This window comes from Serratia sp. LS-1 (genome assembly GCF_003719595.1).
GTDB lineage: Bacteria > Pseudomonadota > Gammaproteobacteria > Enterobacterales > Enterobacteriaceae > Serratia > Serratia ureilytica.
Genome location: NZ_CP033504.1, coordinates 2135921 through 2151046 on the forward strand (window position 1 = coordinate 2135921; position 15126 = coordinate 2151046).

15 protein-coding genes, 1 pseudogene and 1 other annotated feature are annotated in these 15126 nt (G+C 60.8%); of the genes and pseudogenes, 10 read left to right on the plus strand and 6 right to left on the minus strand.

The window, feature by feature from the left end; translation table 11 throughout:
* Positions 1–14: 14 nt before the first annotated feature.
* Complete coding sequence (locus EDY99_RS10300) at positions 15–776, plus strand: YciK family oxidoreductase (RefSeq protein WP_033643264.1); 762 nt, start codon at positions 15–17, stop codon at positions 774–776.
* Positions 777–789: 13 nt separating this feature from the next.
* Positions 790–1380 (plus strand): cob(I)yrinic acid a,c-diamide adenosyltransferase, encoded by a 591-nt coding sequence (gene cobO / locus EDY99_RS10305; protein WP_033643265.1) that lies wholly within the window; start codon positions 790–792, stop codon positions 1378–1380.
* Between the two features lie 39 nt (positions 1381–1419).
* On the opposite strand, the gene rluB is transcribed toward cobO, so the two are convergent.
* The 5 genes from rluB to EDY99_RS10330 form a co-directional block, all read right to left on the minus strand.
* The gene (gene rluB, locus EDY99_RS10310) at positions 1420–2325 is read right to left on the minus strand and encodes a 23S rRNA pseudouridine(2605) synthase RluB (protein WP_033643266.1); all 906 of its coding nucleotides are present in this window, start codon (positions 2323–2325) and stop codon (positions 1420–1422) included.
* Between the two features lie 159 nt (positions 2326–2484).
* Positions 2485–3282, minus strand: a complete 798-nt coding sequence (locus tag EDY99_RS10315) for an alpha/beta fold hydrolase (RefSeq protein ID WP_123061735.1) — start codon at positions 3280–3282, stop codon at positions 2485–2487.
* A 148-nt stretch (positions 3283–3430) separates the two neighbouring features.
* On the minus strand, positions 3431–3790 hold the full coding sequence (locus EDY99_RS10320) for a Rap1a/Tai family immunity protein (protein ID WP_016927523.1): 360 nt from the start codon (positions 3788–3790) through the stop codon (positions 3431–3433).
* Between the two features lie 115 nt (positions 3791–3905).
* The gene (locus tag EDY99_RS10325; protein ID WP_033643268.1) at positions 3906–4526 is read right to left on the minus strand and encodes an L-threonylcarbamoyladenylate synthase; all 621 of its coding nucleotides are present in this window, start codon (positions 4524–4526) and stop codon (positions 3906–3908) included.
* A 47-nt stretch (positions 4527–4573) separates the two neighbouring features.
* The gene (locus EDY99_RS10330) at positions 4574–5455 is read right to left on the minus strand and encodes a PHP domain-containing protein (RefSeq protein WP_042784676.1); all 882 of its coding nucleotides are present in this window, start codon (positions 5453–5455) and stop codon (positions 4574–4576) included.
* 252 nt (positions 5456–5707) lie between these two features.
* Positions 5708–5811: a sequence feature (Trp leader region), on the plus strand.
* A gap of 24 nt (positions 5812–5835) precedes the next feature.
* Between EDY99_RS10330 and EDY99_RS10340 the strand changes: the two genes are divergently transcribed.
* The 6 genes and pseudogenes from EDY99_RS10340 (at position 5836) to EDY99_RS10370 (ending at position 12930) form a co-directional block, all read left to right on the plus strand.
* Positions 5836–7398, plus strand: coding sequence for an anthranilate synthase component 1 (locus EDY99_RS10340; RefSeq protein WP_033643270.1), 1563 nt, complete (start codon positions 5836–5838; stop codon positions 7396–7398).
* A pseudogene (gene trpD / locus EDY99_RS24795) lies at positions 7398–8994 on the plus strand (bifunctional anthranilate synthase glutamate amidotransferase component TrpG/anthranilate phosphoribosyltransferase TrpD). The gene EDY99_RS10340 and the pseudogene trpD overlap by 1 nt, the downstream one beginning before the upstream one ends.
* A 3-nt stretch (positions 8995–8997) precedes the next feature.
* Positions 8998–10359, plus strand: coding sequence for a bifunctional indole-3-glycerol-phosphate synthase TrpC/phosphoribosylanthranilate isomerase TrpF (gene trpCF / locus EDY99_RS10355; protein ID WP_089191876.1), 1362 nt, complete (start codon positions 8998–9000; stop codon positions 10357–10359).
* Positions 10360–10385: 26 nt separating this feature from the next.
* Positions 10386–11591 (plus strand): tryptophan synthase subunit beta, encoded by a 1206-nt coding sequence (gene trpB, locus EDY99_RS10360; protein ID WP_170852993.1) that lies wholly within the window; start codon positions 10386–10388, stop codon positions 11589–11591.
* Entirely contained in the window at positions 11591–12397 is an 807-nt protein-coding gene (trpA, locus tag EDY99_RS10365) for a tryptophan synthase subunit alpha (protein WP_123061736.1), read from the plus strand. Before trpB ends, trpA begins: the two co-directional genes overlap by 1 nt.
* A gap of 218 nt (positions 12398–12615) precedes the next feature.
* Complete coding sequence (locus EDY99_RS10370; RefSeq protein ID WP_016927515.1) at positions 12616–12930, plus strand: BON domain-containing protein; 315 nt, start codon at positions 12616–12618, stop codon at positions 12928–12930.
* A gap of 44 nt (positions 12931–12974) precedes the next feature.
* Here the strand turns inward: EDY99_RS10370 and ompW are convergent, their stop codons facing one another.
* Positions 12975–13607, minus strand: a complete 633-nt coding sequence (gene ompW, locus EDY99_RS10375) for an outer membrane protein OmpW (RefSeq protein ID WP_019452715.1) — start codon at positions 13605–13607, stop codon at positions 12975–12977.
* Positions 13608–13893: 286 nt separating this feature from the next.
* Between ompW and EDY99_RS10380 the strand changes: the two genes are divergently transcribed.
* Positions 13894–14334, plus strand: coding sequence for a YkgJ family cysteine cluster protein (locus EDY99_RS10380; protein ID WP_033643277.1), 441 nt, complete (start codon positions 13894–13896; stop codon positions 14332–14334).
* A gap of 34 nt (positions 14335–14368) precedes the next feature.
* Complete coding sequence (locus tag EDY99_RS10385) at positions 14369–15121, plus strand: YciC family protein (RefSeq protein WP_033643278.1); 753 nt, start codon at positions 14369–14371, stop codon at positions 15119–15121.
* Positions 15122–15126 lie beyond the last annotated feature (5 nt).

Here is a 15126-nt window from a genome sequence, read left to right on the forward strand (position 1 = left end):
GGCGAGGATTTATCGTGCATTACCAACCCAAACAAGATCTACTCGAACAACGCATTATTTTGGTCACCGGCGCCGGAGACGGCATCGGCCGCGAAGCGGCGCTGACCTACGCTCGCTTCGGCGCCCAGTTAGTGCTGCTGGGACGCACCGAGAGCAAACTGCTGGCGGTACAACAAGAGATCGCGGCCCAGGGCGGCGCCCCGGCCCTGGTGGTCACGCTCGACTTGCTGCACGCCACGCCGGAGCAATGCCGGCAGATAGCCGACGATCTGGCGCGCCAAATTCCGCGCCTGGACGGCGTGCTGCACAACGCCGGCCTGCTGGGCGACATTGCGCCGATGGCCGACCTGTCGATAACCATGTGGCAAGAGGTGATGCAGGTTAACGTCAACGCCACCTTTATGCTGACTCAGGCGCTGCTGCCGCTGCTGCTGAAATCCCACGCCGGGTCGCTGGTGTTCACCAGTTCCAGCGTCGGGCGCACCGGCCGCGCCGACTGGGGCGCTTATGCGGTGTCGAAGTTCGCCACCGAAGGCATGATGCAGGTATTGGCCGATGAATACAAAAATCGTAATTTGCGGGTAAACTGCATCAATCCGGGCGGAACTCGCACCAAAATGCGCGCATCCGCCTTCCCGCACGAAGACAAAAACAAGCTGAAAACCCCGGCTGACATCATGCCGCTGTACCTGTATCTGATGGGCGAGGACAGCCGGCGAAAAACCGGCATGAGCTTCGACGCCCAGCCGAACCGCAAACCCGGCGCGGCCGAATAATAAGGAGCGTTTCATGGCGGAAGATCGTCATCAACAGCGCCAGCAGCGCCTGAAAGAACAGGTCGATGCACGCATCGCCGCGGCGCAGGACACCCGCGGCCTGCTGCTGGTGTTTACCGGCAACGGCAAAGGCAAAACCACCGCCGCCTTCGGCACCGTCACCCGCGCGGTCGGTCACGGCATGCGCGCCGGGGTGATCCAGTTCATCAAGGGCGAGTGGCCCAATGGCGAAAAGAATCTGCTGCAGCAACATGGCGTTGAATTTCAGGTGATGGCTACCGGCTTCACCTGGGAGACGCAGAACAAGGCAGGCGACACCGCCGCCTGCCAGGCGGTGTGGCAGCACGGCAAACGCATGCTGGCCGACAGCGGCCTGGATCTGGTGCTGCTGGACGAAGTGACCTACATGTTGACCTACGGCTATCTGGAGCTGGAAGAGCTCAAAGAAGCGCTGCGGCAGCGCCCTGCGCACCAAACGGTGATACTGACCGGGCGCGGTTGCCATCGCGAGCTGCTGGAAATGGCGGATACGGTTACGGAGATGCGGCCGGTGAAACACGCGTTCGACGCGGGCATCAAGGCGCAACAGGGGATCGATTGGTAACAAAACGTTCTGGCCCCGAACGGGGCCAGAATGACGGGATTAGCTGCGTTTGCTCGGTTTGCCCGATTTACTCGGTTTGCTGCCCGGCGCACTGCGACGGCCGCTGCCGGCCACCTGCGAGTGACGCTTGACCGCGCGACGGATTTGGTTAGCCTTCACGCGGCGGCGCTCACGCTCCACCGGCATCTTGCTGACCGTTTCCGGTTTCAATTCAACCAGCTCGCGCAGGTAGTTGATCGCCGGCAGATCCAGCTCGGCCCAGCCGCCGCGCGGCAGGCCTTTCGGCAGATCGATATCGCCGTAGCGTACGCGGATCAGGCGGCTCACCTGCACGCCCACCGCTTCCCACAGGCGACGCACTTCACGGTTGCGGCCTTCGGTCAGGGTCACGTTGTACCATTGGTTGAGGCCTTCACCGCCCTGGAAGCTGATGGTGCGGAACGCGGCCGGGCCGTCTTCCAGTTGCACGCCTTTGCTCAGCTGCTTCACTTTCGCATCGTCGACCTGGCCAAACACGCGCACCGCGTACTCGCGTTCCACTTCACGGCTTGGGTGCATCAGACGGTTGGCCAGTTCGCCATCGGTGGTGAACAGCAGCAGACCAGAAGTGTTGACGTCCAGTCGCCCTACCGCCACCCAGCGCGAACCGCGCAGCTTCGGCAAGCGATCGAACACCGTCGGGCGGCCTTCAGGATCGCTGCGGGTACACAGCTCACCTTCCGGTTTGTAGTAAGCCAGCACGCGGCAGACCACCTCTTCGGACTCTTTGATCGACAGGACATGACCATCCAGACGAATTTTCATCGCCGGGGTCACTTCAACGCGATCGCCCAGCTTGGCGACCTTGCCGTCGACGCTGACGCGCCCGGCTTCAATCATGGTTTCGATTTCACGACGCGAGCCGTGCCCGGCGCGCGCTAATACTTTCTGTAACTTTTCGCTCATTGAGCAACCTCTAATGTCGCCTTCACAGGCGTCGGGGGGATAACCGCCGCGGCCAATCGCCGCAACGGTAATAATACGTTTATCAAGATCGAACCGCGCATTATACAGGCTTTCTAAGGTGTTGAAACCCACTTTATCGGCGGTGCCCCCAAGCGGCGTTCACGGCGCCAAGAAGTCCTCCACCGCCCTCAGCACCGCGTCGGGCCGTTCCAGAATGCCGAGGTGAGTGCGGGCCTCTTCTAAACGCGCCACGGAGAAAAACGGCCGCTCGGCGGCAAATGCCTGCTGTTGCCGCAGATAGTCATCGCGGCGATCCAGCGAGTAAATATGCCGGCACGGCGGCGGCGCGCTCATTCCCGCCAGGCGTTGCAGCGGCGAGCCGAACTGCCGGTAGGCCTGTTCGATGGCCACGCCGGCGGCGCGCCAGAGCCGGTCATCTTCCTGCGCCATCTCGACCTCCAGATGGCGTTTGACCCGACCGTGGCAGATGCCGCCCTGCCAGAAGTCGAACAAGGCGTCGCGCGCCGCCAGCCACTGCTGCGGCTGCTGCATGCGGCTCACCGCCGCAAAGAACGCCGGCTCCGGCTGCGTCATGATCCAATCGAGAAACACCATGCCCTGCACCTGCTGCGGCAACGCCTCGGCCAACGCCACCGCCAACCAACTGGCGTGCGCCACCGACAGGGTGATCACGTTGTCCAAACGCAGCGCCGTCAGCAATTGGCGCACATCCTCCAGCAAATCGTCCGCCGTCAGCGACATCTCCGCCGCTTTTGACGACAGGCCGTGGCCACGCCAATCGATGCTGATCGTCCGATAACCGTCGGCCGCCAGCGCGATGAACGGCTCAAACACGGTTTTCGGTTCGCACCAGCCGGGCAGCAACACCAACGTGAGCGGCCCTGAGCCGATATCCTGATAATCGAGCGTCATGTTGGCACTGTGAAATGCGGTCATATTACCTCCTGCGCGTCTCTCCCCGACCCGTTCGGGAATTACCGACGGGCTAAGGGTGACAGCGCAGCAGGTCATGATCTATTGAAGTTCGTGCGGAAAAGACCCGAGCGCACCTTATGAAAAAATGCGCACTTATTGGAATGGGAATTTAATGGCGCACGCAGGGATAGGCGGCGCTCAACGCCAGCATAATCACCGACGGTGCGGAATAATGCAGTTGCTCGGGATGTTCGTTCAAGTACTGCATTACCGCGTCGGCGGCTACGCCGATGCTCATTCCGGCCTCTGGGCAGATATTGCGATTGCCCTGCATGGAATAGGTATCGAATACGCCGGCGACGTATCCCATAAACATGCCGCCATTCAGCGCTTCGGCCACGGTGGCTTCACCGCTTTTATTTTTTACGTAACCGCCGGATTCCGCCAGCAAACCGCTGCCCGAATAAAAACCCGCATTCGCCATTGAGGAAAATAATAAGGCCGCTAAAAAAGAAACCTGTTTAATCATTGCTGCGCATCCTGCCCATTATCAATTCTGAAGTCTTCAAGAATAGCGGCTTTCACGCGAAATAGCGTCGCTTCAGCCGTTTTTCAGACAATGGGCAAGGTGGCAATATTTTACATCAGCGGAAAGGCGCCGCGTCGCCGGCGCCTTCGCGCACCACTTCCGGCGAGGATTCGGTCAGATCGATAACCGTGGTCGGCTGTTGGCCGAGGAAGCCGCCGTGGATCACCAGATCGACCACCTTGCCCAAATGATCGCTGATCTCTTCCGGATCGGACTCGGCGAAATCATTGCCCGGCAGCATCAGCGTGGTGGACATCATCGGTTCGTTCAACGCCTCCAACAGCGCCAGCGCGATCGGGTTCGACGGCACGCGCAGGCCGATGGTTTTGCGCTTTTCATTCATCAGGCGGCGCGGCACTTCTTTGGTCGCTTTCAGAATGAACGTGTAGTTGCCCGGCGTATTGTTTTTGATCAGACGGAACGCCGTATTATCGACGTGAGCATAGGTCGACAACTCGGACAGATCGCGGCACATCAGGGTAAAGTTGTGGTTGCCGTCCAGCTGACGGATGCGGCAAATGCGCTCCATCGCCGCCTTCTCTTCCAGCATGCAGCCCAGCGCATAGCCGGAATCGGTGGGATAGACGATCACCCCCCCTTTGCGCAGCACCTCTACCGCCTGGTTGATCAGGCGCGGCTGCGGGTTGTCCGGGTGAATATAAAAAAGCTGACTCATGACTTGCTCCTAAAATAATGCCCGCGCGCGTTGCCACGCGCGTAAAATCAGACCGCCTGGCCCGGCTGCGGCCAATCGCGCCACACCGGCTCGACGCCGCCCGGCAGCCACAGCTTGCGCCCCAGTTCGATCCACGAGCAAGGTTGATGGAAATCAGAGCCTTGCGAGGCCAACAGGCGGTAGTCTTGCGCGTATTTCGCCAGCTGAGTGCGCTCATGCGGCGCCTGCTGACACTGCGCCACTTCCATGGCGTCGCCGCCGTGTTCGGCGAAATGCGCCAGCAAGCGTTTCAGCCATTTCGCGGTCAAATCGTAACGGCCCGGGTGCGCCATCACCGCCTGGCCGCCCGATTGATGAATCGCATCAATGGCTTGTTCTATTGTACACCACTGCGGCGGTACATAGCCGGTTTTCCCCTTGGCCAGGTATTTCTTGAACACCTGAGCCATATTGTCCGCCACACCGATCTCCACCAGGTAACGGGCGAAATGGCCGCGGGTCACCGCGCCGGCTCCGGCCAGGCGCTGGGCGCCGGCATAGGCGTCGGGAATACGCGCCTTGCCCAGCCGCACGCCGATCTCCTGCGCCCGCCGGTTGCGGCGTTCGGTTTGTTCCGCCAACAGCGCCACCAGCGCCGGATGCGCGACGTCCATACCCAACCCAACAATATGGATTTCATGATTTTCCCACAGCGTCGAGATTTCCACTCCATTGACCAACCGCAACGGCAACGCCTGCTCCGCGATGGCGGCGGCGGCCTCGGCCAGCCCGGCGGTCGTGTCGTGATCGGTGATCGCCAACACCCCCACGCGCATCTCTACCGCCCGCTGCACCAGCTGCGTCGGCGTCAGGTAGCCGTCGGAGGCGGTCGTATGGCTGTGGAGATCGTACAGGGTAAAAGCGGTGGATTGAGGGTTACTGTCTGTCAAAACGGCTATCCGGCAATGGCTTGGTTTTCTATCATACCTGCGATCGGCGGCCGGACGGAAATCTATTCTGCCCCGGCTGGGCGCGCGGGCGGGATGATGAACAGAATTCACGCTGACCGCTAAAACATTGTACAAAAAGGGGGTTGACTTTGCCCTCGCGAACCAGTTAACTAGTACACAAGTTCACGGCAGTGGCCGTGTCGGATGAGAGTTAACAAAGAGAGTCTGCAAATGAACACATACATTTCTCTTCACGGTTGGTGGCGTACCTCCCTCTTGCGGGCGGTGTAATCGCGCATAGCTGTCATCTGACAATGCAGATTTCCTGAGCCCGCACCTGATGCGGGCTTTTTTATGGACAGAATTCACTGGAACCACCGATGATGAACATCAAACCACAATTGACATTACTGAAGGCGCAGGCCAGTTACCGGGGCGATCCCACCACCCTTTTCCACCAGCTGTGCGGCGCCCGGCCGGCCACCCTGCTGCTGGAGTCGGCGGAAATCAACAGTAAACAGAATCTGCAGAGCCTGCTGGTGATCGACAGCGCGCTGCGCATCACCGCGCTGGGTCACACCGTCAGCGTGCAGGCGCTCACCGCCAATGGCGCGGCGCTGCTGCCGCTGCTGGACGAAGCGCTGCCGCCCGAGGTCAGCATTCAGGCGCGCCCAAACGGCCGCGAGCTGACCTTCCCGGCGATCGACGAGGTGCAGGACGAAGACGCGCGCCTGCGCTCCCTGTCGGTATTCGACGCGCTGCGCACGCTGCTGACCCTGGTCGACTCCCCGGCGGACGAGCGTGAAGCCGTGATGCTGGGCGGCCTGTTCGCCTACGATCTGGTCGCCGGTTTCGAAAACCTGCCGACGCTGCGCCAGGATCAACGTTGCCCGGACTTCTGCTTCTATCTGGCGGAAACCCTGCTGGTGCTGGATCATCAACGCGGTTCCGCCCGATTGCAGGCCAGCGTCTTCAGCGAGCAAGCGAGTGAAATACAACGCCTGCAGCAGCGTCTGGCGCAATTGCAGACCGAATTGAAACAAACCCCGCAGCCAATCCCGCACCAAAAGCTGGAAAACATGCAGCTGAGCTGCAACCAGAGCGACGAAGAGTACGGCGCGGTGGTCAGCGGGCTGCAGGAAGCGATCCGTCACGGCGAGATTTTCCAGGTGGTGCCGTCGCGCCGCTTCTCCCTGCCGTGCCCGGCGCCGCTGGCGGCCTACCAGACGTTGAAAGACAACAACCCCAGCCCGTACATGTTCTTCATGCAAGATGACGAGTTCACCCTGTTCGGCGCTTCGCCGGAGAGCGCGCTGAAATACGACGCGGGCAATCGCCAGATCGAAATCTACCCGATCGCCGGCACCCGCCCGCGCGGCCGCCGAGCCGATGGTTCACTGGATCTGGATCTCGACAGCCGCATCGAGCTGGAAATGCGCACCGACCACAAAGAGCTGGCCGAGCACCTGATGCTGGTCGATCTGGCGCGCAACGATCTGGCGCGCATCTGCCAGGCCGGCAGCCGCTACGTGGCCGACCTGACCAAAGTGGATCGCTATTCGTTCGTCATGCACCTGGTTTCCCGCGTGGTGGGCACCCTGCGCGCCGATCTCGACGTGCTGCACGCCTACCAGGCCTGCATGAATATGGGCACCCTGAGCGGCGCGCCCAAAGTGCGGGCGATGCAGCTGATCGCCGCCTCCGAAGGCACGCGCCGCGGCAGCTACGGCGGCGCGGTAGGCTACTTTACCGCCACCGGCGATCTGGATACCTGCATCGTCATTCGCTCAGCCTACGTCGAAGACGGCATCGCCACCGTGCAGGCCGGCGCCGGCGTCGTGCTGGACTCCATCCCGCAGGCGGAAGCCGACGAAACCCGTAATAAAGCCCGTGCCGTGCTGCGCGCCATCGCCACTGCGCACCATGCCAAGGAGGTGTTCTGATGGCCGATATCCTGCTGCTCGACAACGTCGACTCCTTTACCTACAACCTGGTCGATCAGCTGCGCGCCAGCGGCCACCAGGTGGTGATTTACCGTAACCAGATCGCCGCCGAGGTGATCATCGAGCGTCTGGCGCAGATGGAACAGCCGGTGCTGATGCTGTCGCCGGGCCCCGGCGCCCCTTCCGAAGCGGGCTGCATGCCGGAACTGCTGCAACGCCTGCGCGGCCGGCTGCCGATCATCGGCATCTGCCTCGGCCACCAGGCGATCGTCGAAGCCTATGGCGGCCAGGTCGGCCAGGCGGGGGAAATCCTGCACGGCAAAGCCTCGGCGATCGTTCACGACGGTGAAGGCATGTTCGCCGGCATGGCCAACCCGCTGCCGGTGGCGCGTTACCACTCGCTGGTCGGCAGCAACATCCCGGCCGATCTGACCGTCAACGCCCGGTTCGGCGAGATGGTGATGGCGGTACGCGACGATCGCCGCCGCGTATGCGGCTTCCAGTTCCACCCGGAATCGATTCTGACCACCCATGGCGCGCGCCTGCTTGAGCAGACCCTGGCCTGGGCGCTGGCGAAGTCATAAAAGGAACACGACGATGCAACCTATCCTTGAGAAACTGTACCGCGCTGAATCGATGAGCCAGCAGGAAAGCCAGCAGCTGTTCAGCGCCATCGTGCGCGGCGAACTGGAGCCGAGCCAACTGGCTGCGGCGCTGATCAGCATGAAAGTCCGCGGCGAGCGCCCGGAAGAGATCGCCGGCGCCGCCAAAGCGCTGCTGGAAGATGCTCAACCGTTCCCGCGCCCTGACTATCTGTTTGCCGATATCGTCGGCACCGGCGGCGACGGCACCAACAGCATCAATATTTCCACCGCCAGCGCCTTTGTGGCGGCGGCGTGCGGCGCGAAAATCGCCAAACACGGCAACCGCAGCGTCTCCAGCCGCTCCGGCTCTTCGGATCTGCTGGCGGCATTCGGTATCCGTCTGGATCTGCCGGCGGAAGAGGCGCGCAAGGCGTTGGACGATCTTGGCGTGTGCTTCCTGTTTGCGCCGCAGTACCACACCGGCTTCCGTCACGCCATGCCGGTACGCCAGCAGTTGAAGACCCGCACGCTGTTCAACGTGCTGGGCCCGCTGATCAACCCGGCGCGTCCGCCGCTGGCGCTGATCGGCGTTTACAGCCCGGAACTGGTGCTGCCGATCGCCGAAACCCTGCGCGTGTTGGGCTATCAGCGCGCGGCGGTGGTTCACGGCGGCGGCATGGACGAGGTGGCGATCCACGCCCCGACGCACGTGGCGGAATTGAACAACGGCGAAATCTGCAGTTATCAGCTTACCCCGCAGTCCTTCGGATTGGAAACCTATCCGCTGGAGGCCTTGCTGGGCGGCACGCCGGAAGAAAACCGTGACATTTTGGCGCGGCTGTTACAAGGTAAAGGCGAGCCGGCGCACGCTGCGGCGGTCGCGGCCAACGTCGCGTTGCTTCTGAAGTTATTCGGACATGAAGACCTGCGCCAAAATGCGCGGCAGGCACTGGATATGATCAACAGCGGGCAGGCCTATGAGCGTGTCATCGCACTGGCGGCAAGAGGATAAATGATGCAGGAAACCGTGCTACACAAGATTGTCCGCGACAAAGCGCAATGGATCGCGGCGCGACAACAGCAACAGCCCCTGGCCGGCTTTCAGAATGACATCGTACCGAGCGAACGCAGCTTCTACCACGCGCTGCAGGGCACCCGTACGGCTTTCATTCTCGAATGCAAGAAGGCCTCGCCTTCCAAGGGGCTGATTCGCGAAAACTTTGATCCGGTGGAGATCGCCACGGTCTATAAAGATTTCGCCTCGGCGATCTCGGTGCTGACCGACGAGAAATACTTCCAGGGCAGCTTTGATTTCCTGCCGCTGGTGAGCAAAACCGTCAGCCAACCGGTGTTGTGCAAAGACTTTATCATCGACCCGTATCAGATTTACCTGGCGCGCTACTACCAGGCCGACGCTATCCTGCTGATGCTGTCGGTGTTGACCGACGAACAATACCGCCAGCTGGCGGCGGTGGCCCACAGCCTCAATATGGGCGTGCTGACCGAAGTGATCAGTGAAGAAGAGCTGCAGCGGGCGATCGCGCTGGAAGCCCGCGTGGTCGGCATCAATAACCGCGATCTGCGCGATCTGAGCATCGATCTGGACCGCACCCGGCAGTTGGCGCCGCGCGTGCCGCATGGGGTGACGGTGATCAGCGAGTCGGGCATCAACAACTACGGGCAGATCCGCGAGCTCAGCCACTACGCCAACGGTTTCCTGATCGGCAGCGCGCTGATGTCGGAACCCGATCTGCGCGCCGCCGTGCGCCGTGTGATCCTGGGCGACAATAAAGTGTGCGGCCTGACTCGCCCACAGGACGCCGCCGCCGCGTATCAGGCCGGCGCCATCTACGGCGGATTGATTTTCGTCGGCCGCTCGCCGCGCTATGTGGATATCGTCCGCGCCCGCGAAGTCATTTCCGGCGCGCCGCTGAAGTACGTCGGCGTCTTCTGCGACGCCCAGCTCGATACCGTGGCGCTGACCGTAGAGCGCCTCGGTCTGCAGGCGGTGCAACTGCACGGCGCGGAGGACCAGGCCTATATCAGCGCCCTGCGCGCCCGCTTGCCGGCCGATTGCCGCATCTGGAAAGCGCTGAGCGTGAAAGAACGGGTGCCGGCGCGCGATCTGCAGCATGTCGATCGCTATCTGCTGGACAACGGCGCAGGCGGCACCGGCCAACGCTTCGACTGGTCGGTATTGCAAGGCGAAGATCTGACTAACGTGATGCTGGCGGGCGGTCTGCGCGCCGACAACTGCGTCGAAGCGGCCAAGCTCGGCTGCGCCGGTCTGGACTTCAATTCCGGCGTGGAAAGCGAACCGGGCATCAAAGATCCCGCGCGCCTGGCCTCGGTCTTCCAAACCCTGCGCGCTTACTGAATACGGCTCTACATTAATAACGGATAATGACGGGAACTCTCATGACGCTGCTTAACCCCTACTTCGGCGAATTTGGTGGTCAATACGTGCCGCAAATTCTGATGCCGGCCCTGAAACAACTCGAAGAAGCCTTTGTCAGCGCTCAGCGCGATCCGGCGTTTCAGGCGGAATTCATCGATCTGTTGAAGAACTACGCGGGCCGCCCTACGGCGCTGACGCTGTGCAAAAATCTCACCGCCGGCAGCAACACCAAACTCTATCTGAAGCGGGAAGATCTGCTGCACGGCGGCGCGCACAAGACCAACCAGGTGCTGGGCCAGGCCCTGCTGGCCAAGCGCATGGGCAAAACCGAGATCATCGCGGAAACCGGCGCCGGCCAACACGGCGTCGCGTCGGCGCTGGCCTGCGCGCTGCTCGGCCTGAAATGCCGTATCTATATGGGCGCCAAAGACGTTGAGCGTCAGTCGCCGAACGTGTTCCGCATGCGGCTGATGGGCGCGGAAGTGATCCCGGTGCACAGCGGCTCCGCCACCCTGAAAGACGCCTGCAACGAAGCGTTGCGCGACTGGTCCGGCAGTTATGAAACCGCGCACTATATGCTCGGCACCGCGGCCGGCCCGCACCCGTACCCCACCATCGTGCGTGAATTCCAGCGCATGATTGGCGAAGAGACCAAAGCGCAGGTGCTGGAGCGCGAAGGCCGCCTGCCGGATGCGGTCATCGCCTGCGTCGGCGGCGGCTCCAACGCCATCGGCATGTTCGCCGATTTTATCGATGACGCCGACGTTGGGCTGATCGGCGTGGAACCCGCCGGTCTGGGCATCGAAACCGGTCAGCACGGCGCGCCGCTCAAGCATGGCCACGTCGGCATCTATTTCGGCATGAAGGCGCCGATGATGCAGACCGCCGAAGGCCAGATTGAAGAATCCTATTCAATCTCCGCCGGGCTGGACTTCCCGTCCGTCGGGCCGCAACACGCCTACCTGAACAGCACCGGTCGCGCCGAATACGTGTCGATCACCGACGACGAAGCGTTGGAGGCGTTCAAAGCGCTGTCGCGCCATGAAGGCATCATCCCGGCGCTGGAATCTTCACACGCCCTGGCGCACGCGCTGAAAATGATCCGTGAAACGCCGCAAAAAGAGCAAATCCTGGTGGTCAACCTATCCGGCCGCGGCGACAAAGACATATTTACCGTTCACGACATTTTGAAAGCACGGGGAGAAATCTGATGGAACGTTATCAGCAACTGTTCACGCGTCTGGAAAGCAGCAAGGAAGGCGCCTTCGTCCCGTTCGTGACGCTGGGTGATCCTAACCCGGCGCTGTCGCTGCAGATTATCGACACCCTGATCGAAGCCGGTGCGGACGCGCTGGAGCTGGGCATTCCCTTCTCCGATCCGCTGGCGGATGGCCCGACCATCCAAAGCGCGACGCTGCGCGCCTTCGCCGCCGGCGTCACGCCGACCCAGTGCTTCGAGATGTTGGCGGCCATCCGCCAGAAGCACCCGACCATTCCCATCGGCCTGCTGATGTACGCCAACCTGGTGTTCCATAAAGGCATCGATGCGTTTTACCAGCGCTGCGCCGAAGTGGGCGTGGATTCGGTGTTGGTCGCCGACGTGCCGTTTGAAGAATCGGCGCCGTTCCGCGCCGCGGCCGTGCGCCACGGTATCGCGCCCATCTTCATTTGCCCGCCGAACGCCGATGACGATCTGCTGCGTGAAATCGCGTCGCACGGTCGCGGCTACACCTATCTGCTGTCGCGTTCCGGCGTCACCGGCACCGAAAGCCGGGCGCAGTTGCCGCTGCATCACCTGGTGAACAAGCTGCGCGAGTATCACGCCGCGCCGCCGCTGCAGGGCTTCGGCATCTCCGAGCCCGAGCAGGTGAAGGCTGCGCTGCAGGCCGGCGCCGCCGGCGCCATCTCCGGATCGGCAATCGTCAAAATCATCGAACGGCACCATGCCAACCCGGCGGAAATGCTGACCAAGCTGGCGGCCTTCGTCAGCGCGATGAAGCACGCGACCCGCGCGTGATCCCCTTCGGCGAGCGCCTTGCCGGCGCTCGCTTTAACAGCTTGTTTCCCCTCAAAGTTTGTTCTATTTATTTACAGCAAAAATTTGAACAAACCCGCGTCTTGTCTCACAATAAACATTGTTCGCTATGCATTTCTTCATTTGATTTGGGGAATGCGCTCGCTGCGGCGAAAAAACCGCATCGAATTTCAACCATAACATTGCATGGAGAGTAATTTATGAAGCTGTTTAAAACCCTTTCGGCCTTGTGCATGGCAGCCGTTGTGGCGGTCGCGGTGAGCGCTTGCGCACCGACGGCGAAATCGGAGGGAACAGGCGGTTATATCGATGACACCGTGGTCACCACCAAAGTGAAATCGGCGCTGCTGGCGGATAAAAACATCAAGTCGCGCGAAATCAGCGTGGAAACCTTTAAAGGACGCGTGCAGTTGAGCGGCTTCGTGACGTCAAGCGATGACGCCAATCGTGCGGTGCAGGTCACACGCGGCGTGGCCGGCGTGAAATCTGTTGAGAACGTCATGCAGGTTAAATAATACCGACACAGGGAGGCGCAATGCCTCCCTGTTTGCGGCCTTCATCAGAAGCGATAACCCGCCCCAAACATAAACACCCACGGATCCAATCGCGTATCGAAGCTGTGGTGCCCACCGTTCGCGTCGTTGAAACGCGTTTTGGTTTCGATGTTCATCCACCACACCGACATGTTCAGCATCCAGTGCTCATCCAGGTTGTAATCCAGACCGGCCTGTGCCGCCACGCCCCAGGAGTCTTTCAGATCGAGGTTGCTCAACCCGGCGCTTTTGCCGTAGTCGTTGAACTTCTCGTCGAAGAAAGTGGTGTAGTTAACGCCGACGCCCAGATAAGGACGCAGTTTGTCCTGCTTGTCGCCGAAGTAGTATTGCGCCATCAGCGTAGGCGGCAGTTGATGAACGGTCGCCAGATCGGTGCCGCCCAAGGTAACCTTGTGGCGGAACGGTGTCGCGGCCAACAACTCAACGCCGATGTTGTCCGTCACCATATAACCGAAGGTCAAACCGAGCTGGGTATTGTTTTTCGCATCCAGCGATCCCAAACCCAATACGTTGTCCGAGCCCGCATTTGGACGCACCGTCGCGGTGCCCGCACGGAACAGGAAATCACCGGCCTGATGCGCACTTGCCAACATAGGCGCCATCATCGTCGCCAATACCACCAGAGTTGTCTTTTTCATTATCCATTCCATTTGTGTGGTTAATCTCTCGAGGGGGAATATACCTACTTTCGGGTATTTGTGATCCCATCGAGATCACATCTTATGTGTAAAATTTTAAAATCCCACCAAAAACAAGGTTACCTAACCGCTTAATAAATCAAGGATTGATCTGCATCAAAAAAACGATTTTGTTGCAAATTATCTACATGTTCAAATTTCAGTTGCGGAAAAAAATACGGCTGAGGTAATTTCATCTTCCGTGTTGGTTTTGGTTGGTGCCGTGAGGAGTCGGCGGGCAATCAAGATGAGCGAAATCCTTAATCCCTGTGTCAGCTGCGGCGCATGCTGCGGTTATTTTCGAGTGTCATTCTATTGGGCCGAAGCCGAAGACGGCGGCGGCACCGTTCCCCTTTCCCTGACGGAGCCTCTGACCCCGTTCCTGCGCTGCATGCAGGGGACCAACAGCAAGTCTCCGCGCTGCACCGCGCTGGACGGCGAGATTGGCAAAGCCGTGTCGTGCTCGATTTATCTTAATCGGCCAAGCCCGTGCAGAGAGTTCGATCAGTCCGGTGAAAACGGCCTGCGCAACGAAGCCTGCGATCGCGCTCGCGAACGCTACGGCCTGCCCCCCTTGCCGGTGCCCTTGCCGCTGTCGTTGCCTGAGACGACGATCGTTGAAGAAATAGACGTAGTGCAATTCGCGGGGTGCCACAGCGGCGTGGAACAGGGTACAATCACCCACTGATTTATCTCTGTTTTCTCGACGCCAAGGAGTCTGCATGCCTATCACGGCCAACGCTTTGTACCGTGACAGTTTTAACTTTTTACGCAATCAACTGGCCAGCATCCTGATGCTGGCGCTGTTGACGGCGTTTATCTCGGTGCTGCTGAACCAAGCTTTCAGCCCCGATGCCGAACAGTTGGCGACGCTGGCCGCCTCCACCAGCGATTTTGCGTCGTCGACCGGCATGGGCATTCAGGACGTGATCCAGCAGATGACGCCGGAACAGCAGATGGTGTTGCTGAAAGTGTCGGCCGCCGCCACGTTCTCCGCGCTGGTCGGCAACGTGCTGCTGGTCGGTGGGATGCTGACGTTGATCCGTCTGGTGTCTCAGGGGCAACGCACCAGCGCCCTGCGCGCGCTCGGCGCCTCGGCGCCCGATCTGCCGCGCCTGCTGCTGCTGCTGTTTATCTGCACCTTGCTGATCCAGCTCGGCCTGACGCTGTTCGTGGTGCCGGGCGTGATCATGGCTATCGCCTTCGCGTTGGCGCCAGTGATCGCCTCCGTCGACAAGAAAGGCGTCTTCGCTTCGCTCAAGCTGAGCAGCAAATTGGCCTTCGCCAATGCGCGCGTGATTGTGCCGGCGATGATGCTGTGGTTGGCGGCCAAGCTACTGGTGCTGTTTTTAGTGAGCCATCTGTCAGTGCTGACGCCGAACGTGGCCAGCGTCGTGCTGACCGCGTTAAGCAACCTGGTCTCCGCCCTGCTGCTGATCTATCTGTTCCGTTTGTATATGCTGCTGCGCGGCTGACGCCG